Raw genomic sequence first — 22,732 nt, forward strand, 5'->3', positions numbered from 1 at the left:
CGTGCGGCGACCGGCCGGCGCGGCGCTGCATGCGCGGCGCCGCGTGAACGCGGGGCTGGCGGGCGGAACGCCGGGCAGGCGCGAGTGCCGCGACGACCGCGTCGCCGTATCGACGACGTGAGACGTTCCGGCGAATTCGATGCGCGCTGCGTCGTCATGGCCAAGCATCCCGACTCCGCGCGTGCCTGCCGCGCCAATGCTGACGCGGGTTTCGCGGCCATCGCACGCACGATGGCACGCCGCTTGCAGAGATGACGGGCAAGCCGGTGCGATCGCGTCGGCGACGACGATCCGCCGCCCGTCGATGGCAGCGGACGAAACAGGCAGGGCCGATGCGTGCGCCAATGCGCCGGCCCCGCCCACTGGATGGAGACAAATCCGTGACGACGCCCGTTACCGTCGGCGTGATCGCGAACCCTGCTTCGGGGCGCGACATCCGCCGCCTCACGACGCATGCATCCGTGTTTCCGACCGCGGAGAAGGCGAACATGATCGTGCGCCTGCTGGCCGGCCTTGGCGCGATGGGCGTCGAGCGCGTGCTGACGCTGCGCGACCGCACGGGTATCGCGACGCTGCTGCTGCGCGCGATCGACACGCATCGCGCGGTCGCGCCGCACGAGCGCTGGCCGCAGGTCGAATTCGTCGACTTGCCGATCACCGATAGCGTCGCCGACACGCAGGCCGGCGCGGCCTATCTGCACCGGATGGAAGTGGCGCTGATCGTCGTGCTCGGCGGCGACGGCACCCATCGCGCGGTGGCCGCGCATTGCGGCGCGACGCCGCTCGTCGCGCTGTCCACCGGCACCAACAACGCGTTTCCCGAACATCGCGAGGCGACCGTCGCCGGCGTCGCCGCAGGACTCGCCGCGACCGGCGCCGTGCCGGCCGAGGTCGCGTTCGTGCGCAACAAGCGGCTCGTCGTGCGCTGCGTCGCGGGCGCGCAGCCGGGGCGCGAGGAGATCGCGCTCGTCGACGTGTGCGCCGCGCGGCAGCGCTTCATCGGCGCACGCGCGATCTCCGGCTCCGACGACATCGATTCGCTCTACCTGACGTTCGCGGAACCGGACGGCATCGGCCTGTCCGCGCTCGGCGGCGCGTGGGCGCCGCTCGAACGCAGCGCGCCGCACGGGCTCGCGATGCGTTTCGCGCAAGCCGGCAACGCGGCCGGCACGCCGCTCGTCGCGCCGATCGCGCCAGGGCGCGTCGACCGCGTCGTGATGCGCAGTTGCGAGCGGCTCGAACCGGGCACGTGGCACGCGATTCCGTTCGAGCGCGGCACGCTCGCGTTCGACGGCGAGCGCGAGATCGAGGTCGCGCGTGGCGATCGCTACGAGATCGCACTCGACTGGCACGGGCCGCTGACGGTCGATGTCGGCCGCACGCTGCGCTACGCGTCGTCGCGGCAACTGCTGCGCGACGCCGGTGCGTGGCACGACTGATGCGCCGGTTTTACGAAGACGTTTCGAAATCCAAACGATTATCAAGGAGACATCGCCATGACAGCCCCTCTCGAAGGACAGGTCGCCATCGTCACGGGCGGCGCGCGCGGCATCGGCCGCGGCATCGCGCTGACGCTCGCCGGCGCCGGCGCCGACATCCTGCTGGCCGACCTGCTCGACGACGCGCTCGACGCCACCGCGCGCGAGGTGCGCGCGCTCGGCCGGCGGGCCGCGATCGCGAAGGTCGACGTCACGCAGGCCGCGCAGGTCGACGCGATGGTCGCGCAGGCGCTCGCCGACCTCGGCGGGCTCGACATCCTCGTGAACTGCGCGGGCGTGATCAGCATTCATCCGGTCGCCGAACTGACCGAGCGTGACTGGGATTTCGTGATGGACGTGAACGCGAAGGGCACGTTCCTCGGCTGCCGGGCGGCGCTCGCGCACCTGAAGGCGCAGGGGCGCGGCCGGATCATCAATGTCGCGTCGATCGCGGGCAAGGAAGGCTTTCCGAATCTCGCGCATTACAGCGCATCGAAATTCGCGGTGGTCGGCTTCACCAACGCGCTGGCGAAGGAGCTCGCGCGCGACGGCGTGACCGTCAACGCGATCTGCCCCGGCATCGTCCGTACCTACATGTGGGACCGGCTGTCAGACGAATGGAAGACCGACGGCGAATCGGTCGAGCAGTCGTGGCAGCGGCACCAGTTGACGCTGATTCCGCAGGGCCGCGCGCAGACGCCGGAAGACATGGGCCGGCTCGCGCTGTTCTTCGCGACGATGGACAACGTGACGGGCCAGGCCGTGAACGTCGACGGCGGCTTCACGTTCCACTGACGGCCGCAGGCCGTGCAATCCGCCGCCACGGCGTGGCCGGGGCGGCATTCGCAGTCAGACCTACCAGGAGACACACATGACCGCTTCGACACAGCTCGGCAGGGACAAGCTGCTGGACGCCTATCGGCTGATGCGCACGATCCGCGAATTCGAGGAACGCCTGCACGTCGAATTCGCGACCGGCGAGATACCCGGCTTCGTTCACCTGTACGCGGGCGAGGAGGCATCCGCCGTCGGCACGATCCTGCACCTCGGCCTCGACGACTACGTGGCCACGACGCACCGCGGCCACGGCCATTGCATCGCGAAGGGCGTCGACGTGCACGGGATGATGGCCGAGATCTACGGCAAGAAGACGGGCGTCTGCCGCGGCAAGGGCGGCTCGATGCACATCGCCGACCTGTCGATGGGGATGCTCGGCGCGAACGGCATCGTCGGCGCGGGCGGCCCGCTCGTGTGCGGCGCGGCGCTCGCGGCCAAGCACAAGAAGACGGGCGGCGTCGGCGTGTGCTTCTTCGGCGACGGTGCGTCGAACCAGGGCGTGATCTTCGAATCGATGAACCTCGCGTCTGTGTGGCGGCTGCCCGCGATCTTCGTCGCCGAAAACAACGGCTATGCGGAAGCGACGTCGTCGAGCTGGTCGGTCGCGACCGACAACATCGCCGATCGCGCGAACGGGTTCGGGATGCCGGGCGTGATCGTCGACGGCTTCGACTTCTTCGCGGTGCACGAGGCGCTCGGCGAGGCCGTCGAACGGGCGCGCAACGGCGGCGGCCCGACGCTCGTCGAAGTGAAGTTCACGCGCTACTTCGGCCACTTCGAGGGCGATGCGCAAACCTACCGGGCGCCGGGCGAAGTGCAGAAGCTGCGCGACGAGAAGGACTGCCTGAAGCATTTCGAAACGCGCGTCGTGCGCGCCGAAGCGCTGACGACCGACGACCTGCGTGCGGTCGACGCACAGGTGAAGGCGCTGATCGACGACGCGGTCGCGCAGGCGAAAGCGGCGCCGTTGCCGGATGCCGCCGACCTGCTGGCCGACGTCTACGTGTCGTATCCGTGAGCGCGGGCTGACACCGCAGCCGGCACGGCGAACCGAACATTCCAGGAGACAGACATGGCAAGGAAGATCACTTATTCGCAGGCGATCAACGAGGCGCTCGCGCAGGAAATGGCGCGCGACGACAGCGTGATCGTGATGGGCGAGGACAACGCGGGCGGCGCGGGCGCGCCGGGCGAGGACGACGCATGGGGCGGCGTGCTCGGCGTGACGAAGGGGCTGTTCCACAAGTTTCCGGGCCGCGTGCTCGATACGCCGCTGTCGGAGGGTGGCTACATCGGCGCGGCGGTCGGCGCCGCCGCGTGCGGGATGCGTCCCGTCGCGGAACTGATGTTCATCGATTTCATGGGGGTGTGTTTCGACCAGATCTTCAACCAGGCCGCGAAATTTCGCTACATGTTCGGCGGCAAGGCCGTGACGCCGGTCGTGATCCGAGCGATGTACGGCGCCGGCCTGCGCGCGGCCGCGCAGCACTCGCAGATGCTCACGTCGCTGTTCACGCATATCCCGGGGCTGAAGGTCGTGTGCCCGTCGACGCCGTACGACGCGAAGGGGCTGCTGATCCAGGCGATCCGCGACAACGATCCCGTGATCTTCCTCGAACACAAGCTGCTCTATACGCGCGAGGGCGACGTACCGGAGGAATCCTATGCGATTCCGTTCGGCGAGGCGAACGTGATGCGCGACGGTGACGACGCGACGATCGTCACGTACGGCCGGATGGTGCATCTCGCGATGGACGCGGCCGCGACGCTCGCGAAGGACGGCATCCAGTGCGACGTGATCGACCTGCGCACGACGTCGCCGCTCGACGAGGAAACGATCCTCGAAAGCGCGGCGCGCACCGGGCGCGTGGTGGTGGTCGACGAAGCGAATCCGCGCTGCTCGATCGCGACCGACATCGCCGCGCTCGTCGCGCAGCGCGCGTTCCGGTCGCTCGAGGCGCCGATCGAACTCGTGACCGCGCCGCACACGCCCGCGCCGTTCGCCGGCGTGCTGGAAGACCTGTATATCCCGTCCGCCGATGCGATCGCGCAGGCGGTACTCAAGACGAGGAGCTGACACGATGTCGATTCACATGATCACGATGCCCAAATGGGGGCTGTCGATGGAGCAGGGGCAGGTCAACGGCTGGCTGAAGGCGGTCGGCGAACGCGTGGTGAAGGGCGACGAAGTGCTCGATGTCGAGACCGACAAGATTTCGTCGGGTGTCGAATGCGCATTCGACGGCACGCTGCGCCGGCAGGTCGCGCAGGAGGGCGAGACGCTGCCCGTCGGCGCGCTGCTCGGCGTCGTCGCGGCCGCCGAGGCGAGCGATGCCGACATCGACGCGGCGATCGCTGATTTCCAGCGCGATTTCGTGCCGAGCGCGGCGTCCGACGAGGCGGCCGGCCCGCAGCCGGAGAAGGCGCAGATCGGCGGCCGCACGGTCCGCTTCCTGAAGCTGGGCGACGGTTCGGGCACGCCGGCCGTGCTGATCCACGGCTTCGGTGGCGACCTGAACAACTGGCTGTTCAATCACGCGGAGCTCGCCGCGCACCGGCCGGTGTGGGCGCTCGATCTGCCCGGCCACGGCGAATCGGGCAAGGTGGTCGAGACCGGCAGCCTCGACGAACTGGCCGACGCGGTGCTCGCGCTGCTCGACGCGCAGCACATCGAGCGCGCGCACCTGATCGGCCATTCGATGGGCGGCGCGGTCGCGATGACGGTGGCCGAGCGCGCGCCGCAACGCGTCGCATCGCTCACGCTGATCGCGAGCGCGGGGCTCGGCACCGACATCAACCGCGCGTACATCGACGGCTTCGTCGCCGGCAACAGCCGCAACACGCTGAAACCGCACCTCGGCGCGCTGTTCGCGGACGACGCGCTGGTTACGCGGCAACTCGTCGAGGATCTCGTCAAGTACAAGCGGATCGAAGGCGTGCAGGCCGCGCTGGAGAAGATCGCGCACGCCGCGTTCGACGGCGCCGCGCAGCGGCGTGTGTTCCGCGACCGGCTCGCGACGCTGGCGCCGCGCACGCTCGTGATCTGGGGCGAGCGCGACCAGGTGATTCCCGCGCAGCATGCGCAGGGCTTGCCGGACGGCGTGCGCGCCGAGGTGATCGCCGGCAGCGGGCACATGGTGCAGATGGAGGCGGCCGCCGACGTGAACCGCCTGATCGTCGCGTTCCTCGGAGACTGACGATGACCACCGCGCTCGAACGACCCAGCCTCACGGCGCTCGGCCAGCCCGGCGCGAGAAGTCGCGACAAGCTCGCGCGCATTCCGGTGCGCGTCGAGCCCGCGGCCGGCGCGGCGCTGCCGAAGCCGCCGTGGCTGCGCGCGCGGCCGATGATGAGCGCGGCGGTGGCCGACATGGCCGCCGTGCTGCGCGAGCATCGGCTGCATTCCGTCTGCGAGGAGGCGATGTGTCCGAACATCGGCGAATGCTTCGCGCAGCGCACCGCGACCTTCATGATCATGGGCGGGCTGTGTACGCGGCGTTGCCCGTTCTGCGATGTCGCGCACGGCCGCCCCGAGCCGCTCGATCCCGACGAGCCCGCGCGGCTGGCCGACGCGGCGGCGGCGCTCGGATTGCGCTACGTCGTGATCACGTCGGTCGACCGCGACGACCTGCGCGACGGCGGCGCCGCGCATTTCGCCGCGTGCATCGCGGCGGTGCGCGCGAGCGTGCCGGGTATCGGCGTCGAGGTGCTGACGCCGGACTTCCGCGGCCGCGCGGCGCGTGCGCTCGACGCGCTGTCGTCGGCGTGGCCCGATGTGTTCAACCACAACATCGAGACGGTGCCGTCGCTGTATCGCGCGGCGCGGCCGGGCGCCGACTATCGCGGCTCGCTCGAACTGCTCGCGCAGGCGAAGGCCGCGCGGCCGACGCTCGTGACGAAATCGGGCTTGATGCTCGGGCTCGGCGAGCGCGACGACGAGGTGCGCGACACGCTGCGCGACCTGCGCGCGCACGAGGTCGACGTGCTGACGCTCGGCCAGTATCTGGCGCCGTCGGAACACCATTTGCCGGTGCGGCGCTACGTGAGCCCGGAGGCTTTCGCCGCATGGCACGACGAGGCGCTCGCGCTCGGTTTCAGGGAAGTCGTCGCCGGCCCGCTCGTGCGCTCGTCATATCACGCGGCCGACGTGCTGGAGAGCGCGTAGCGCGCCGCGCGTCAGGCCGTGGCTGCGGCCGCGGCGGCGTGCGCGCGACTGATGCGGCGCAGGTACAGCACGAGCCCCGCGCCCGCGAGCATCAGGCTGACCGTGTTCGCGAACCAGAAGCCGCGCGCACCGGTCAGCCACGCGGGCGCGATCCCGCCCACGTCGAAGCCGAGCACGTAGCCGCCGCTGAGTCCGACGCCCCACAGTGCGACCGCATAGATCACGGTCGGCACGACCGCCACCTTGTACGCGCGCAACACGAACGCCGACGTGACCTGCAGCGCATCGAACACGTGGTAGCACGCGACGATCGCGACGAGCGGCATCGCGGCCGCGGCGACGGCCGGGTTCGGCGTATAGCCGCCGATGATCAGCGGGCGCAGCGCGAACACGAGCACGCCGTAGGCGGCCGCCACGCCGCACGCGAAGATCACGCTGTGCCGGCCGAGCAGCCGGGCTTCCTCGGCGCGTCCCGCGCCGAGCGCGCGCGCGACCAGCGTCGACGCCGCCACGCCGATCGACAGCGGCGTCATGTACAGCACCGCGCCGATGTTGCCGGCGATCTGGTGGCCGGCGAGCGTCGTCGTGCCGAACTGCGCGATGAACAGCGCCATGCACGTGTACGACGTGACCTCGATCAGGTACGACAGGCCCATCGGCACGCCGAGCTTCAGGATCGCCTTCTGGCGCGCCCAGACGGGCCAGCAGAAGCGCGAGAAGATCGCGAGCGGCGCGAACACGTCGAGCTTCGCGAGCAGCGTGTAGCCGATCAGCGCGAGCGCCCAGTTGATCAGCGTGCTGGCCAGCCCGCAGCCGGGGCCGCCGAGCGCCGGCACGCCGAAGCCGCCGAAGATGAACCACACGTTCAGCGGAAACTTGAGCAGCAGCGCGCCGATCTGGAGGATCATCGCGAGCCGCGGCTTGCCGGCCGCGTTGGTCAGCGCGTTGTAGATGCGGAATACGAGGCTGGCGGGCAGCCCGTACGACAGGATGCGCAGGTAGTCGACGGTGCGATCGTGCAGCGCGGCGGGCGCATGCGCGACGCGTAGCAGCGGCTCGGGAAAATGCAGCAGCAGGAAGCCGGGAATCGAGAGGAGCAGCGCAAGCCACAGCGCCTGGCGCACTTCCTCGCCGATCTCGGCATAGCGCCGCGCGCCGTACAGCTGCCCGGTGATCGGCTGCAGCGCGGACAGGATGCCCGTCAGGCCGATGTAGATCGATACGTAGATCGACGAGCCGAGCCCGAGCGCGGCGAGATCGACGGCCGAGTAGCGGCCGACCATCGCGGTGTCGATCACGCCGAACGCGATGATCGCGAGCTGGCCGACCAGCACCGGCCACGCGAGACCGACGATCCGGCGGATGTCGCCGAACATCGTCAATCGGCCGCCTGGCGGCGCGGCGGCCGACGTTTGACGGGCGTCTTCGGCCGTTCGATGCGCTCGTACAGGCGGAAGCGCTCGTCGCGGTCGGCGACGCGGCGGCCTTCCCAGACGAGCCGCCACACGTATTGCGACATCGCGCTCGGCTCGCCGAAGTCGGCGCGGTCCTGACGCAGGATCACGTCGCAGTCGCCGGAGAAATCGAAGCGCATGTTGCCGAAATACGCGAAGGTTGCGATCTGCGCGTCGCCGAGCCGCACCGGCGAAATGCACTCGTAGTCGGACGGCAGGTGCACGGCGATCTGTTGCGCGACGTCGCGATAGGTCCGGCCGTAGTTGACGATCGGCAGCCACAGCGTCATCAGCAGCACCCACATCAGCGTGGTGCCCGCGCTCGACAGCACGACGCTGCGCCACAGCACCTTGGGCTGTCGCGACACGCGCCAGCGCGCGAGGAAGCACCAGCACACAGTGACGATCACCGCGCAGATGAACGACAGGATCTTGAAATGCGGCTCGTAGCCGGGCACGAGGCGCGCGAGGTTGCGCGCGAGCGGATGCGGGAAGCCGGTGAGCGACGCGAGCCAGACGAGCCACACGAAGGTGCCGAGGATCGTGAAGCTCAGCACCGCGAACCAGTCGATCGCGTTGATCGCGCCGCGCTTGAGGGTCGGCAGCGCGAACGTCGCGAGCACCGCGAGCGGCGGCAGCAGCAGCATGTACATGCGGTTCGACTGCTGGCTTTGCAGGATCACGAGCGCGACGAGCGGCACGGCGACCGACAGCGGAATCGCGATGTGCGCACGGCGACGCATGCCGGCCCAGCTCCACCACGCCCAGATCGCGAGCGGCCACGCCGGCCACGTGAACAGCGGCAGGTTCTTCGCCGCATAGCCGAGCACGGCCGTCGGCGGACCCGAAAAGCGCATCAGGCTGCCGTGGATCCACTGGTTGAAGAACCACGCGGCGTCGTCGGGCGCCGCGACGAAGGCGGCGAGCGGCCACAGCGCGAAGATCGCGGCCGCGAGCGGCACGCCGACCAGCGGCAGGCGCAGGTTGCGCATCTCGGGCGTGACGAGCCACAGCGCGGCCGTGCCCGCGAGCAGCGCGACGACCAGCACCGGGTTGCCGGACAGCGCGACGAGGCCGATCGCGAGGCCCCACCACAGTGCGCCTTGGAGCGGCTTGTCGATGCCGCGTACGATCCCGTACACGAGCATCGCGATCCACGCGAACTGCGCGAGCTGCGGCGTCGTTTCGTGCCCGCGTTCCGCGAGGCCGAAGCAGGCGACGAGCACCAGCAGCGCGCCGTCCGCGAGCGTGCGGCCGTAGTCGCGGGGCTCGGGCTCGCCGCCGAACGCGTACTTGAACGGTTGAACCTCGGCGCGCCGGCCGAGCAGGTAGGCCGCGTACCAGACGAATGCGCACGCGACGCAGAACAGCACGCCGGTATCGACGCGCGACGCGTTGCTCGCGTCGACCCACGGGCCGAGGCCGCGGATCGACAGCGCACCGAGCCAGTAGCCGAGCGGCCCGTCGGTCGTGATGAACTTGCCGACCAGGTTCGGCAGCAGCCAGTCGTGCCAGCCGCCCTTGGCCATCGTCCACATCACGCCGAAGCCCGCCGCGTCCTCGTTTTTCCACGGGTCGCGGCCGAACAGGCCGAACGCCGCGTAGACGAAGCAGAGCGTGAGCAGCAGCCAGCGTGGCAGCGCACGCGTGGCGGAGGCGGTGAGACGGACGACAGGCTTCATGCAGATGAGCGATTTGTTATGGGCGGGCGGCCGGCGCGGTGGCGCGCGGTCGAGCCGGTTTCGAGCATCCGGCATTGTAGTCGCGCCCGCTGTTGTGCGTCAGGTCGTTTCCCGGGCGCCGGGCGGCGTCTTTCCGGGCGAGCAGAGACAAAAAAGGGCAGCCTGGGCTGCCCTTTCGTGCGGTACCGGTGCGTAGCAACCACCGGAACGGTGCAAAGCTTACTTTGCTGCAGCCTTGCCGTTGGCGCGTGCGCCGAACTTGTTCTTGAACTTCTCGACACGGCCTGCCGTGTCCATGATCTTTTGCTGACCCGTGTAGAACGAGTGCGATTCCGACGACACTTCGATCTTGGCGAGCGGGTAGGTCTTGCCTTCGTGTTCGATGGTTTCACGCGTCTGGATCGTCGAGCGCGTGATGAACTTGAAGCCGTTCGACATGTCTTGGAAGACGACTTCGCGGTAGTCCGGGTGAATGCCAGGTTTCATGATTTTCCTTGGTGATAGCGGTAGCCAACCCGCCGCTTGCCGTGTCGAGCCGCCCCGATGGGAGCGATTCGGCCGACGCCAAGCCCGGCGCGAGCCACTTGCCTAAGGTCGAAAAACGGCGATTATGCCAGAAAATCAGACGGTTGACGAATAATTTTCACGGTGCGTCGAGGGCCCCGGTGCCGGCCGGATCTTGCCGGTAGTAGCGCGCCAGCAGCCGGTACAGCTCCGGAAATTCGGACTCGAACGCTTTCGGCCGGACGAACAGCGCCTCGCTGCACACCGCGAAGAATTCCGACGGGTGATCGGCTGCATAGGGATCGATCAGCGAGTCCCGCTCGAAGCGCGCCCATGCGCGATCCGGCACCGCGTCGACGCGCGCGCAGAACTGGTCGTACGCATGTTCGAACACGTCGGCCCACGCCTGCGCGTCGAGGTGCGGCGCATGCCAGCGGCGAAACAGGGGCGGATAGCCGTCGGCCGCGCCGTTGACCATGTCGATCTTGTGCGCGAACTCGTGAATCACGACGTTGTATGCGTCCCGGCCGTCCGTCATCTGCGCGTCTTCCCACGACAGGATCACGGGGCCGCCTTCCCATGCCTCGCCGCTCGCATCCTGCTCGACTTCATGGACGACGCCGTCCTCGTCCTGCACCGTCTTGCGGATCACGAATTCACCCGGATACACGACGACGCCCACCCAGCCGTCGTACAGCGACAAATCGAGATTCAGCACGGGCAGGCAGGCCTGCGCGGCGATCGCGACGATCATCGCGTCGGTCAGTTCGAGCCCGTGCGCGGTCGAAAACGATTTTTTCGCGACGAACAGGCTCGTCAATTCGCGCAGCCGGCCGAGCGCGTCGGGCGGCAGGGTGGCGAGGAACGGCAGGCGCTCGACGGTTTCCTGCCACAGCGCGTCGGGAACCGGATGGCTGCGCAGCGCGCGGTCGCGGCGGCGGTCGTCGAACCAGCGAGTCAGTTTCGAAAGCATGGAGGCGGCGGACGAAAATCCAAAGCCTGTCTTTTAACTCAATCGATCTGTTTTTGCCATGCCGCGAAGAGACCGCCGACGAGCGCGACGCCCGCAAGGAAGTAAAAACCGTCGAGCGACGCGAGGAACGACGCCTGCTGCGCGACCATCCGCGCGATCGACGCGATCGCGAGGCCGTGCGCGTCGTTCAGCGCGTGGCCGGCGGCCGCATAGCTGCGCGTCAGTGCATCGACGGTCTGCTGGAACAGCGGGTCGAACACGCTCGCGCGCTCGACGAGTCGCGTCTGATGGACGGCCAGGCGGTGCTGCTCGACGATGATCACCGACGACGTCGCGAACGAGATCGTCAATTGCCGCACGATGTTCTTCAGCCGGTAGCCGTGCGTGTATTCGTCGATCGCGAAGATCCGGAACGTGAGGTTCGCGACCGGCAGCACGATGAAGAGCAGCAGCAGCCCGCGCAGCAGCAACGGGACGATCAGCGCGGCTTCGCCGACCTGCGGCGTCATCCGCGTCATCCACATTGCGGCCGCGACGGCGATCGCGAACCCCGGCACGACGAACCACTTCTTGTGCGTGACGAATTTCGCGTAGCGCAGATAGGCGAACAGCGCGGTGGCCGAGATCAGCGACATCGTGCCGACCAGGCGCCCGGCATTCTCGACCGGATAGCCGAGCCCGCCCTCGAGAAGCCGCGCCGTCAGGTAACTGAAGCCCGTCGTCTCGTAGTAATAGAACATGTAGAGCAGCAGCCCGACCTGGAACGTCCGCTCGCGGAACGCATGCAGCCGCACGAGCGGCGTCGGATGGTGCCACTGGTGATACGCGAACCATGCGAGCGCGCCGAGCCCGGCAAACGTCAGCACGATCAGCATCGGCGAGCCGCTGTAGAGTTGGTAATGCACCTGTTGCAGCACGATCTGCAGCGCCCCTTGCGCGAGCGCGAACACGACGTACGGCCAGAAATGTCCGGAACCGCGTTCGTCGTCCGGCGTGCGGCCGGAATCGGGCAGCGTGAGCAACGCGAGGATCGCGAACGCGATGCCGGCCGGCGCCGTGCACGCGAACAGTGCGCGCCACGTCGAATGCGCGACCAGCAGCCCGCCGACGATCGGCGCGAGCGCACTGCCGAGCAGGATCATGATCAGGAACGCGCGCGTCGCGGGCGGCCGCTCCTGCGGCTTGAAGCTGATCTGGATCAGGATCCGGCACGCACCCATCATCGGGCCGATGAAGTAGCCCTGAAAGCCGCGCGCGAACGCGAGCTCCAGCGACGTATCGGCCAGCGCCGCCGCGATCGCGCCGAACGAGAACATCAGCATGCAGCCCGCGACGTAGCGGCGATGGCCGAGCCGGTCGACCCACCATTGCTGCTGCAGGATGCCGAGCACGGCCGTGACCGCGTAGGCGCTCGACGACCACACCAGTTCGTCGGGCGACGCGTTGATGCCGCCCGCGATGTAGCTCGCGAAGAACGAGAAGACGGCGTTGTCGAAGTAGTCGATGCCGGTGACGAGCGCGAGTGCCCACGGGAACAGGTCCCCGCGCAGGTTCGCGCGACTCCATAGCGGCGGCCGGCCCGGCACCGCGTTCATTCGCGATCCTTGCGGGCGCGCCGCGCGCCGGCTTCGGCCCGCCGCAGCGCGATCAGTTCATCGGCGTTTTCGCCGGCGAGGCGCCGCTCGACGTAGTCGATGTCGTGCTGCAACTCCTTGCGCAGCGCGACGGCTTCCTTCAGCTCGCGCTGGACGGCCGCGATCCGCCGGTCGAGCGTATCGATCTGCTCGGCGAGGCCGGTTCGGATGTCGCGCAGCGAGGCATCCGAATAGCGGCGCCGGCCGTCGCCCGTTTCTTCCAGCGGACGCTTCAGCATTTCGGTGATGCCGTGCAGCGAGAAGCCGAGCGCGCGCAGCCGCAGGATGCGCGCGAAGCGTTCGAGGTCGGCTTCGTCGTAGAGGCGGTAGCGACCTTCGCTGCGCGATGGCGTGACGAGTCCGCGCTCTTCGTAATATTTGAGCGTGCGCGGCGTGACGCCGAGTCGTGACGCGGCGTCGCTGACGGTCAGGAGCGGGGTGGCGGCATCGTTCGGCATCGGGTGCGGGGAATTCGAAGGGGCAATGACGCGATTATAGATCAACCTGTACGTTCACGTTCAGGTTGGGATCGAAAAACGGCCGCCGGGCAGGGTGCGCGGGCGGCCGTATTGCGGAGCGGGGGCGATCAGCCGCCGCGGCGCATCAGGTCGAAGAACTCGGAGTTGCTCTTCGTCTGGCGGATCTTGTCGAGCAGGAATTCCATCGCCTCGACCTCGTCCATGTCGTGGATGAACTTGCGCAGCACCCAGATCTTCTGAAGGATCTCGGGCTTGATCAGCATTTCCTCGCGACGCGTGCCCGACTTGTTCAGGTTGATCGACGGATACACGCGCTTTTCCGCGAGACGGCGCTCGAGGTGCACTTCCATGTTGCCGGTGCCCTTGAACTCTTCGTAGATCACGTCGTCCATGCGGCTGCCGGTTTCGATCAGCGCGGTGCCGATGATCGTCAGCGAGCCGCCTTCCTCGATGTTGCGCGCCGCGCCGAAGAAGCGCTTCGGACGCTGCAGCGCGTTCGCGTCGACACCGCCCGTCAACACCTTGCCCGATGCCGGGATCACGGTGTTGTACGCACGCGCGAGACGCGTGATCGAGTCGAGCAGAATCACGACGTCGTGCTTCATTTCGACGAGGCGCTTGGCCTTCTCGATCACCATTTCGGCGACCTGGACGTGGCGCGTGGCCGGTTCGTCGAACGTCGACGCGATCACTTCGCCGGCGACCGAGCGCTGCATTTCGGTCACTTCTTCCGGGCGCTCGTCGATCAGCAGCACGAACAGGATCACGTCCGGGTGGTTCTGCTTGATCGCGTGCGCGATGTGCTGGAGCATCACGGTCTTGCCCGACTTCGGCGACGCGACGAGCAGGCCGCGCTGGCCCTTGCCGATCGGCGCGATCATGTCGATGATGCGGCCCGTGACGTTTTCCTCGCCGCGCATTTCGCGTTCGAGCGACAGCGGCTTGTTCGGGTGCAGCGGCGTGAGGTTCTCGAACATGATCTTGTGTTTCGAGGCCTCGGGCGGCTGCCCGTTGACTTTGTCGACCTTCACCAGCGCGAAGTAGCGCTCGCCGTCCTTCGGCGTGCGGACTTCACCTTCGATGGTGTCGCCGGTGTGCAGGTTGAAGCGGCGGATCTGCGACGGGCTGATATAGATGTCGTCGGTGCTCGCGAGGTACGACATTTCCGGCGAGCGCAGGAAGCCGAAGCCGTCCGGCAGCACTTCGAGCGTACCGTCGCCGAAGATCGTCTCTCCCGTCTTGGCGCGCTTTTTGAGAATGGCAAACATCAACTCCTGCTTGCGCAGGCGGTTCGCGTTTTCGATCTCCAGGCCATTGGCCATTTCGATCAGTTCGGAGACGTGCAGAGACTTGAGCTCGGATAAATGCATACGGAGAACCCGCCAGGGAGGAGATGCGACGAAAGAAATAAGGGAGGAGGGCGAGCGGAAGCGCTCAGAGACTTAAATGCGTCTTGTCGACGTTTTTTAATTCTAGCATAGCCCGATTCGCGCTTGAGCGAGCGATCGGCGGCGTGACGGCGGACGTGTTGCCGACTGACAACACGTCCGCGGAACTGCCAGTATTACAGGTGGCTGTCCAGGAATGCGGTGAGCTGCGACTTCGACAGCGCGCCGACCTTCTGCGCGGCGGCCGCGCCGTTCTTGAACAGGATCAGCGTCGGGATGCCGCGCACGCCGAATTTCGCGGGCGTGGCCTGGTTGTCGTCGACGTTGATCTTCGCGATCTGCAGCTTGTCGCCGTAGTCCTTCGCGACTTCGTCGAGGATCGGGGCGATCATCTTGCACGGGCCGCACCATTCGGCCCAGAAATCGACGAGTACGGGCTTGTCGGACTTGACGACGTCCTGTTCGAACGATGCGTCGCTGATGTGTTTGATCTGTTCGCTCATTGGGTCAATACCTCTTACGGTTCGGGGACTGCCTGCTTGCGCGTTGCGGCGTACCGGCCGCCGTAGGCTGCCGGCCGCTGCGGCAGGTCACTCCGCCTTTCCGGAAAGGAGGGGCGTAAGCGCTGCATGCCGCGGCTCGCGGGTCGTTCGGGCGTCATATTAGCCTAAATTGCTATCTGCTGCGGGCGGCGATAGTAGCCGCTACGCGAGTAGGGGTACGACGCGACGTTCGACCGTCGTGCCATGCAGATGGAGGCCGGTCCGTCAATTGCAAGGGGTAGGCCGCGTCCAGCCCGTATGAATGGGCGACGCGCCGGTTTGCCCGGCGATATTCGCATTGATGCGAACAAACGGTCGCATTCGTCCGGAAGCGGTGATAGAATATGCCGTGACGGGCCTCCTCGCATGGTGGGGCGGTGAACCTGGTCAGGTCGGGAACGAAGCAGCCACAATCGTTTTCCGCCAGTGCCGAGGGTTGGGCTCGTCACCTTCCTCCTCGCCCCGTTCGCAGGGCGTTTTTTATTTCTGCGTCACACTCCGTTCGACCTGCCTCTTGCCCGTCTTCCGCACCGTTTCGCGTGTCGGCGCGACGCAGCGTTACTGATACAATTTCCCGATGACCTATCAAGTTCTCGCACGCAAGTGGCGTCCGAAGGATTTCGCTTCGCTCGTCGGCCAGGAGCACGTCGTCAGGGCGCTCACGCACGCGCTCGACGGCGGGCGTCTCCATCACGCCTATCTGTTTACCGGAACCCGCGGTGTCGGCAAGACGACGCTGTCGCGGATCTTCGCGAAGGCGCTCAACTGTGAAACCGGCGTCACGTCGCAACCGTGCGGCGTGTGTCGCGCCTGTCGCGAGATCGACGAGGGCCGTTTCGTCGATTACGTCGAGATGGACGCGGCGAGCAACCGCGGCGTCGATGAAATGGCCGCGCTGCTCGAGCGCGCGGTGTACGCGCCCGTCGATGCGCGCTTCAAGGTCTACATGATCGACGAAGTGCACATGCTGACGAATCACGCGTTCAACGCGATGCTGAAGACGCTCGAAGAGCCGCCGCCGCACGTCAAGTTCATCCTCGCGACGACCGATCCGCAGAAAATCCCCGTGACCGTGCTGTCGCGCTGCCTGCAGTTCAACCTGAAGCAGATGCCGGCCGGGCACATCGTGTCGCATCTCGAGCGGATCCTCGGCGAAGAGCAGATCACGTTCGAGCCGCAGGCGCTGCGCCTGCTTGCGCGCGCCGCGCAGGGCAGCATGCGCGACGCACTGTCCCTGACCGACCAGGCGATCGCCTATTCGGCGAACGAGGTGACCGAGTCGGCGGTGTCGGGCATGCTCGGCGCACTCGACCAGACGTACATGGTGCGCCTGCTCGATGCGCTCGCGGCGGCCAATGGCCCGGAAATCCTCGCGATTGCCGACGAGATGTCGCTGCGCAGCCTGTCGTTCTCGACCGCGCTGCAGGATCTCGCGAGCCTGCTGCACCGGATCGCCTGGGCGCAGTTCGCGCCGGGCTCGGTGCTCGACGAATGGCCGGAAGCGGCCGACCTGCGTCGTTTTGCGGAGACGCTGAGCCCCGAGCAGGTGCAATTGTTCTATCAGATCGCGACGGTCGGGCGCGCCGAGCTCGGCCTGGCGCCCGACGAATACGCCGGTTTCACGATGACACTGCTGCGGATGCTCGCATTCGAGCCGGCCGTTGGCGCCGGCAGCGCGCCGGGCGGCCAGCCGTCCGTGCCGCCGCGTGCCGTGCCGGCCCCGCGTGCTGCAGCGGCGCCGACCGCTGCCGCGGCGAAGCCGGTGTCGGCCACGCCCGCCAGCGCAGCGCGTCCGCAAGCTGCGGCGCCGGCGGCACCGGTTGCGCCGGTCGCCCGTTCGACGCCCGCGCAGTCAAGAGATGAAGCCGAACGGCCGGCCGCCAAGCCGCCTGCCGCCCAGTCACCGGCAGAGGCCGCAGCCTCGGTACCGACAGCGGCCGACGCACAAGCGATCGAGCCGTCGCAGCCGGAAACGAAGGCGGCGCCCGCTGGCGACATGCCGCCTCCCGCCCGGAAGGAACCCGAGCCGCCTGCCGTTGCCGCCGTGCAGCGAAATGACGAACCGGCGCCGCAGGCCGAACCGGCGCCGCGCGCTGCATTACCCGAGCCGGCCGCCGCACGGCCGGCGGCGCGCGCAGGCGGTGCCGCCGCCGCGCTCGACGTGCTGCGCAATGCGGGGATGCGCGTGTCGTCGGACCGCGGCGGGCGCGCAGGCGCAACAGCCAAACCGGCGGCGGCCCAGCCGGCCGCCGAGAAGCCGGCCGCGCCGCGTCCGGCCGTCCAGGTGCCGACGCCGCGTGCCGCTGCCCGCGCGCCGCAAGCAGCCGAGTCGCGCCAACCGTCGCCGCCGTGGGAGGACATCCCGCCCGACGACTACGTGCCGCTCAGCGCCGACGAAATGTTCGGCGGTTCCGACGACGGCTTCGTGCCGGTGTTCGACAGCGGTCCCGACGATGTGCGCGTGACGCCGAAGCCGGCGGACGCGCGTCCGGCCGCGCCGATCGACACGCGGCCGCTGCCGCCCGCGATCGCGCTCGATCCGATCGGCTTCGACGGCGAATGGCCGGCGCTCGCCGCACGGCTGCCGCTGAAGGGCGTCGCGTACCAGCTCGCGTTCAACAGCGAGCTGACGGCCGTCGATGCGAGCACATTGAAACTGTCCGTGCCGGTGCCGCAGTATGCGGACGCCGCGCAGGTGACGAAGCTGAAGGCCGCGCTGGTCGATGCGCTCGGCAAGCCGGTCGAGGTGACCGTCGAGGTCGGGCCCGCACGGCGCACCGCGGCGGCGCTCGATGCGGCCGCGCGCGCGGCGCGCCAGCGCGAAGCCGAGCAGGAGATTCACGGCGATCCGTTCGTCCAGCAGCTCGTGCGCGACTTCGGTGCACGCATCGTCGAGGGGTCGGTGCGCCCGCTCGCCGATTCGGCGCCGGACGGTGTGCCGCCCACACTCCATTGAACTGACCGCCCCGCGACAGGCACAATCACGCCCCGCACACATTGGCCGGCATGCGCCGCGTGCCGGTTTTCACACGATCAAGAAGGAGTATTCCCATGTTGAAAGGCAACCTCGCCGGACTGATGAAGCAAGCGCAGCAAATGCAGGAAAACATGAAGAAGATGCAGGAGCAGCTTGCGCTCATCGAAGTCGAAGGGCAGTCGGGCGCCGGCCTCGTGAAGGTGACGATGACGTGCCGCAACGAAGTGCGCCGCGTGTCGATCGACCCGAGCTTGCTCGCGGACGACAAGGACATGCTCGAGGATCTCGTCGCCGCTGCGTTCAACGACGCGGTACGCAAGGCCGAAGCCACGTCGCAGGAAAAGATGAGCGGCATGACGTCGGGCCTGCCGCTGCCCCCGGGCTTCAAGCTGCCGTTCTGAGCGCGGCGTCCTTGCCACTCTTTGCCGCCGTATGAAACAGCCGTCCGCCTTGTCCGCTCTCGTCGAAGCGTTGCGCGTGCTGCCCGGTGTCGGGCCGAAATCCGCGCAGCGCATGGCGGTTCACCTGATGCAGCACGACCGCGAGGGCGCGGAGCGGCTCGGCCGGTCGCTGCTGTTCGCGACCGAACACCTGCAGCACTGCGAGAAGTGCAACACGTTCACCGAGGCGCAGATCTGCGAGGTCTGCAGCGACGAGGAGCGTGATCCGACGCTGCTGTGCGTCGTCGAGACGCCTGCCGACCAGATCATGCTCGAGCAGACGATGACCTACCGCGGGCTGTATTTCGTGCTGATGGGCCGACTGAGCCCGCTCGACGGAATCGGTCCGAAGGAAATCCATTTCGACCGCCTCGTGCGGCGCGCGTCGGACGGCGTCGTCAAGGAGGTCGTGCTCGCGACCAACTTCACGAACGAAGGCGAAGCCACCGCCCACTACCTCGGCCAGACGCTCAAGGCGCGCGGGCTGGCGGTCACGCGCCTCGCGCGCGGCGTGCCGGTGGGCGGCGAGCTCGAGTACGTCGACGCGGGCACCATCGCCCGCGCAATGCTCGATCGTCGCACGATGTAAGCCGGGCGCCGCCGGTAGGCGGCCCCGTTCCTCATGCCAGGGAGACACATGAGCACCAGCCAGGGCCCGCTCGCGGGCGTCAAAGTGCTCGAATTCGGAACGCTGATCGCGGGGCCGTTCGCGTCGCGGCTGTTCGCCGAATTCGGCGCGGAAGTGATCAAGATCGAGGATCCGAACGGCGGCGACCCGCTGCGCAAGTGGCGCAAGCTCCACCCGGAGCAGGGCGGCACGTCGCTGTGGTGGTCGGTGCAGGCGCGCAACAAGAAATCGGTCACGCTGAACCTGAAAGCCGACGCCGGCAAGGCGATCGCGCGGCAGCTCGCGAGCGAGGCCGACATCGTGATCGAGAACTTCCGCCCGGGCCTACTCGAAAAGCTCGGGCTCGGCTACGACGTGCTGTCGGCCGACAATCCGGGTCTCGTGATGGTGCGCCTGTCCGGCTACGGGCAGACGGGCCCGTATCGCGACCGGCCCGGCTTCGGCGCGATCGCCGAATCGATGGGCGGGCTGCGCCACATCACCGGCTATCCGGATCTGCCGCCGCCGCGCATCGGCATCTCGATCGGCGACTCGATCGCGGCGCTGCACGGCGTGATCGGCGCGCTGATGGCGCTCCATCACCGCAAGGTCAACGGCGGCGCGGGGCAGGTGGTCGACGTTGCACTGTATGAAGCGGTGTTCAACATGATGGAAAGCGTGGTGCCCGAGTACGGCGTGTACGGGATGGTGCGCGAGCGCACCGGCGCGTCGCTGCCGGGCATCGTGCCGTCGAATACGTACGCATGCCGAGACGGCAGCATCGTGATCGGCGGCAACAGCGATCCGATCTTCAAGCGGCTGATGAAGGCGATCGAGCGCGACGACCTCGCCGACGATCCCGCGCTCGCCCAAAACGACGGACGCGTGCCGCGCACGCAGGAAATCGACGACGCGATCGCCGCGTGGCTCGCGCCGCGCACGATCGACGAGGCGCTCATCGTGCTCAATGCGGCCGACGTGCCGGCCGGGCGCATCTACAGCGCGGCCGACATGTTCACCGATCCGCAGTTCGTCGCGCGCCAGATGATCCAGCGTTTCAAGCTGGCCGACGGCACCGACATTCCGCTGCCGAACATCACGCCGAAGCTGTCGGACACGCCGGGCGAAACGCGCTGGCTCGGGCCCGAGCTCGGCGAGCACACCGACGAGGTGTTGCGCGGCCTCGGCTACGACGCACAGGCGATTGCCGCGCTGCGCGAGGCGGGCGCGATCTGAGTGCTGCGAGGCCTGACGCTGCGCGCCGGGCCTCCCAATGAGGGTTTCCCGAAGGCGATTTTCTTTGGGCGGAAAACCCGGTCGGCCCGGTGTTTTCCCCAGCGCGCGGAACGCCGCCGCGTCGTGCGGCGGCGCACCGCATGTCCATGCGTATACCCGCCCGTCCGCGGTGGCCGGACTGTCGCTCTCGCGCCATCTTTCCTCGGTTACAATCGCCGGATGCGAATCCTACTCAGCAACGACGACGGCTATCTCGCCCCCGGTCTCGCCGCGCTCAGCGAAGCGCTGCAGCCGCTGGCCGAGCTTACGGTGATCGCGCCCGAGCAGAACTGCAGCGGCGCGTCGAATTCCCTCACGTTGTCGCGGCCGCTGTCGGTGCAGCGCGCAGCGGGTACGGGTTTCTTCTATGTGAACGGCACGCCGACCGATTCGGTGCACGTCGCGCTGACGGGGATGGCCGACGCGAAGCCGGACATCGTCGTGTCCGGCATCAACAACGGTCAGAACATGGGCGAAGACACGCTCTATTCGGGGACAGTTGCGGCCGCCACCGAAGGCATCATGTTCGGTGTGCCGGCCATCGCGTTCTCGCTGGTCGACAAGGGCTGGGCCCGTCTGGCCGACGCCGCGCGCGTCGCCGCGGAAATCGTCGCGCACTACCTCGCGCATCCGCTGCCGGGCAACCCGCTGCTGAACGTCAATATTCCGAACTTGCCGTACGACGAACTGAAGGGCTGGAAGGTCACGCGTCTCGGCAAGCGTCATCCGTCGCAGCTGGTGATTCGACAGACCGACCCGCGCGGCGAGCGGATCTACTGGATTGGCGCCGCGGGCGAGGCGCTGGACGCCAGCGAGGGCACCGATTTCCACGCCGTTGCAAACGGTTTCGTCTCGATCACGCCACTGCAGCTCGATCTCACGCATACGCAGATGCTGCCCGCGACGCGCGAATGGGCGCGCGCCGGAGGGCGGGCTTCATGAGCGGCGAGCGCGCGAAGCGGTTCCCGCTCGCGCTCGAAGATCTCAAGCGAGCGCCACGCAAGTCGGAAGGTCGGCCCGGTGAACGCCAGGCGGCGGGCGCGCTGCCGAAGGCCGCCGACAAACCCGCAGCCGTGCTGAAGCCGGTTGCGGTGAAGCCGGCCGCCGTGCGGGCGCCGCTGCCGGGTATCGCCGCGGCGAAGCCGGCGACCGCACCGAAGCCCACCGCGCTGAAGCCTGCGCTGCCGAAGCCGGCTGCGCCGAGCATCGCGCCGGCCGGCGCGTTCGCCCTCACGTCGGAACGTGTGCGCGAGCGGATGGTCGAACGGCTGCGCGCGAACGGCGTGACCGATGCGCGCGTGCTGGACGCGATGGCCGCGGTGCCGCGTCACCTGTTCGTGGATCCGGGGCTCGCGACGCAGGCCTACGAGGATTCGGCGTTGCCGATCGGCCACCAGCAGACCATTTCAAAGCCGTCGGTCGTCGCGCGCATGATCGAGCTCGCGATGGCCGGCCGCACCCTCGAGCGCGTGCTCGAGATCGGCACGGGTTGCGGCTATCAGGCCGCCGTGCTGAGTCACGTGGCACGCGACGTGTATTCGATTGAACGCATCAAGCCGCTTTACGAGCGTGCGAAGCTGAACCTGCGGCCGCTGCGCGTGCCGAACATCCGTCTGCACTACGGCGACGGGCGTGTCGGCCTGCCGTCCGCGGCTCCGTTCGACGCGATCGTGATCGCGGCGGCGGGGCTCGACGTGCCGCAGGCGCTGCTCGAGCAGCTCGCGATCGGCGGGCGGCTCGTCGCGCCGGTCGGCGCGCAGAGCGGGCAGCACCAGGTGCTCACGCTCGTCGAGCGCGTCGCGCACGCGCAATGGCGAGAGTCCCGGCTTGATCGCGTTTTCTTTGTCCCTTTAAAATCCGGAGTGATTTGAAACCGATGAGTATGTTGCGCGCGATGCAAAACAACCGATCCAGGGAACCGCTCACGTTCGCCCAGCGCGCGATCTGTGTGGCTGCGTTCTCCACGCTACTGGCCGCCTGTGCGACGCGGCTCGACAACGCGCCCGTCGTCGACCGCTCCGGGTCGCTCGGCACGACCGCCGCTGCGCAGCCCGCGGTGCCGCTCGGTCCGCCGCCGCCGGGCTTCTATCGTGTGAAGCCGGGTGACACGCTGTACCGGATTGCGCTCGAGAACGGGCAGAACTATCGCGACATCGCGACGTGGAACAATCTGGCGAACCCGAACCAGATCGAAGTCGACCAGCTGCTGCGCGTGGCGCCGCCGGGCGGCGCTGCAGTGGCGGGCACGCCGGCCGCCGCGCCGATCGTCGGTGGTGCGGTCGCGACCGCGCCGCTGA

21 protein-coding genes and 1 other RNA gene are annotated in these 22,732 nt (G+C 68.1%); 14 read left to right on the plus strand and 8 right to left on the minus strand.

Features of this window, described 5'->3' with window-relative positions; all coding sequences use genetic code 11:
* Nucleotides 1-380 precede the first annotated feature (380 nt).
* From H3O04_RS20360 to lipA, 6 genes are all read left to right on the plus strand, one after another.
* Nucleotides 381-1,439: an ATP-NAD kinase family protein gene (locus H3O04_RS20360; protein ID WP_012328646.1), complete on the plus strand. Its 1,059-nt coding sequence runs from the start codon at nt 381-383 to the stop codon at nt 1,437-1,439.
* A 57-nt stretch (nt 1,440-1,496) separates the two neighbouring features.
* The gene (locus tag H3O04_RS20365; protein ID WP_012328645.1) at nt 1,497-2,273 is read left to right on the plus strand and encodes an SDR family NAD(P)-dependent oxidoreductase; all 777 of its coding nucleotides are present in this window, start codon (nt 1,497-1,499) and stop codon (nt 2,271-2,273) included.
* Between the two features lie 76 nt (nt 2,274-2,349).
* Nucleotides 2,350-3,333: a thiamine pyrophosphate-dependent dehydrogenase E1 component subunit alpha gene (locus tag H3O04_RS20370; protein WP_006478652.1), complete on the plus strand. Its 984-nt coding sequence runs from the start codon at nt 2,350-2,352 to the stop codon at nt 3,331-3,333.
* Between the two features lie 54 nt (nt 3,334-3,387).
* Nucleotides 3,388-4,392 (plus strand): alpha-ketoacid dehydrogenase subunit beta, encoded by a 1,005-nt coding sequence (locus H3O04_RS20375; protein WP_006478653.1) that lies wholly within the window; start codon nt 3,388-3,390, stop codon nt 4,390-4,392.
* 4 nt (nt 4,393-4,396) lie between these two features.
* Nucleotides 4,397-5,512, plus strand: coding sequence for an acetoin dehydrogenase dihydrolipoyllysine-residue acetyltransferase subunit (locus H3O04_RS20380; RefSeq protein WP_202588327.1), 1,116 nt, complete (start codon nt 4,397-4,399; stop codon nt 5,510-5,512).
* 2 nt (nt 5,513-5,514) lie between these two features.
* Nucleotides 5,515-6,480 carry a lipoyl synthase gene (gene lipA, locus H3O04_RS20385; RefSeq protein ID WP_202588328.1) on the plus strand — a complete coding sequence of 322 codons (966 nt, stop codon included), beginning with the start codon at nt 5,515-5,517 and terminating at the stop codon, nt 6,478-6,480.
* A gap of 11 nt (nt 6,481-6,491) precedes the next feature.
* Here lipA and H3O04_RS20390 read toward each other — a convergent pair whose 3' ends face one another.
* The 8 genes from H3O04_RS20390 to trxA form a co-directional block, all read right to left on the minus strand.
* Nucleotides 6,492-7,856, minus strand: a complete 1,365-nt coding sequence (locus tag H3O04_RS20390) for an MATE family efflux transporter (RefSeq protein WP_077179207.1) — start codon at nt 7,854-7,856, stop codon at nt 6,492-6,494.
* 2 nt (nt 7,857-7,858) lie between these two features.
* Nucleotides 7,859-9,691, minus strand: a complete 1,833-nt coding sequence (locus tag H3O04_RS20395) for an ArnT family glycosyltransferase (RefSeq protein WP_175787969.1) — start codon at nt 9,689-9,691, stop codon at nt 7,859-7,861.
* A 144-nt stretch (nt 9,692-9,835) separates the two neighbouring features.
* Nucleotides 9,836-10,102: a type B 50S ribosomal protein L31 gene (locus tag H3O04_RS20400; RefSeq protein ID WP_011549676.1), complete on the minus strand. Its 267-nt coding sequence runs from the start codon at nt 10,100-10,102 to the stop codon at nt 9,836-9,838.
* 157 nt (nt 10,103-10,259) lie between these two features.
* Complete coding sequence (locus tag H3O04_RS20405; RefSeq protein WP_006478659.1) at nt 10,260-11,093, minus strand: zinc-dependent peptidase; 834 nt, start codon at nt 11,091-11,093, stop codon at nt 10,260-10,262.
* A 38-nt stretch (nt 11,094-11,131) separates the two neighbouring features.
* Nucleotides 11,132-12,688 (minus strand): MFS transporter, encoded by a 1,557-nt coding sequence (locus tag H3O04_RS20410; protein WP_202588329.1) that lies wholly within the window; start codon nt 12,686-12,688, stop codon nt 11,132-11,134.
* Nucleotides 12,685-13,185, minus strand: a complete 501-nt coding sequence (locus H3O04_RS20415) for a MerR family transcriptional regulator (protein ID WP_202588330.1) — start codon at nt 13,183-13,185, stop codon at nt 12,685-12,687. Before H3O04_RS20415 ends, H3O04_RS20410 begins: the two co-directional genes overlap by 4 nt.
* A 128-nt stretch (nt 13,186-13,313) precedes the next feature.
* Complete coding sequence (gene rho, locus H3O04_RS20420) at nt 13,314-14,576, minus strand: transcription termination factor Rho (protein WP_006478662.1); 1,263 nt, start codon at nt 14,574-14,576, stop codon at nt 13,314-13,316.
* Nucleotides 14,577-14,770: 194 nt separating this feature from the next.
* Nucleotides 14,771-15,097, minus strand: coding sequence for a thioredoxin TrxA (gene trxA / locus H3O04_RS20425; protein WP_006402348.1), 327 nt, complete (start codon nt 15,095-15,097; stop codon nt 14,771-14,773).
* Nucleotides 15,098-15,487: 390 nt separating this feature from the next.
* Between trxA and ffs the strand changes: the two genes are divergently transcribed.
* The 8 genes from ffs to H3O04_RS20465 all read left to right on the plus strand — a co-directional run.
* Nucleotides 15,488-15,586: signal recognition particle sRNA small type (gene ffs, locus H3O04_RS20430), an RNA gene on the plus strand.
* A 127-nt stretch (nt 15,587-15,713) separates the two neighbouring features.
* Nucleotides 15,714-18,092, plus strand: coding sequence for a DNA polymerase III subunit gamma/tau (locus H3O04_RS20435; protein WP_202588331.1), 2,379 nt, complete (start codon nt 15,714-15,716; stop codon nt 18,090-18,092).
* 95 nt (nt 18,093-18,187) lie between these two features.
* Nucleotides 18,188-18,514: a YbaB/EbfC family nucleoid-associated protein gene (locus H3O04_RS20440; protein WP_006482124.1), complete on the plus strand. Its 327-nt coding sequence runs from the start codon at nt 18,188-18,190 to the stop codon at nt 18,512-18,514.
* A 31-nt stretch (nt 18,515-18,545) separates the two neighbouring features.
* Nucleotides 18,546-19,142, plus strand: a complete 597-nt coding sequence (recR, locus tag H3O04_RS20445; RefSeq protein ID WP_006478665.1) for a recombination mediator RecR — start codon at nt 18,546-18,548, stop codon at nt 19,140-19,142.
* A gap of 48 nt (nt 19,143-19,190) precedes the next feature.
* On the plus strand, nt 19,191-20,396 hold the full coding sequence (locus H3O04_RS20450; RefSeq protein WP_034174549.1) for a CaiB/BaiF CoA transferase family protein: 1,206 nt from the start codon (nt 19,191-19,193) through the stop codon (nt 20,394-20,396).
* Nucleotides 20,397-20,615: 219 nt separating this feature from the next.
* A complete protein-coding gene (surE, locus tag H3O04_RS20455; protein ID WP_202588332.1) occupies nt 20,616-21,377 on the plus strand; it encodes a 5'/3'-nucleotidase SurE in 762 nt (253 codons plus the stop codon).
* Entirely contained in the window at nt 21,374-22,306 is a 933-nt protein-coding gene (locus H3O04_RS20460) for a protein-L-isoaspartate(D-aspartate) O-methyltransferase (protein ID WP_202588333.1), read from the plus strand. Before surE ends, H3O04_RS20460 begins: the two co-directional genes overlap by 4 nt.
* A gap of 5 nt (nt 22,307-22,311) precedes the next feature.
* A partial coding sequence (locus H3O04_RS20465) for a LysM peptidoglycan-binding domain-containing protein (RefSeq protein ID WP_202588334.1) occupies nt 22,312-22,732 on the plus strand: 421 nt, incomplete at its 3' end.

The sequence above is a fragment of the Burkholderia sp. KCJ3K979 genome, from assembly GCF_016759955.1.
Taxonomy (GTDB): Bacteria; Pseudomonadota; Gammaproteobacteria; order Burkholderiales; family Burkholderiaceae; genus Burkholderia; species Burkholderia orbicola.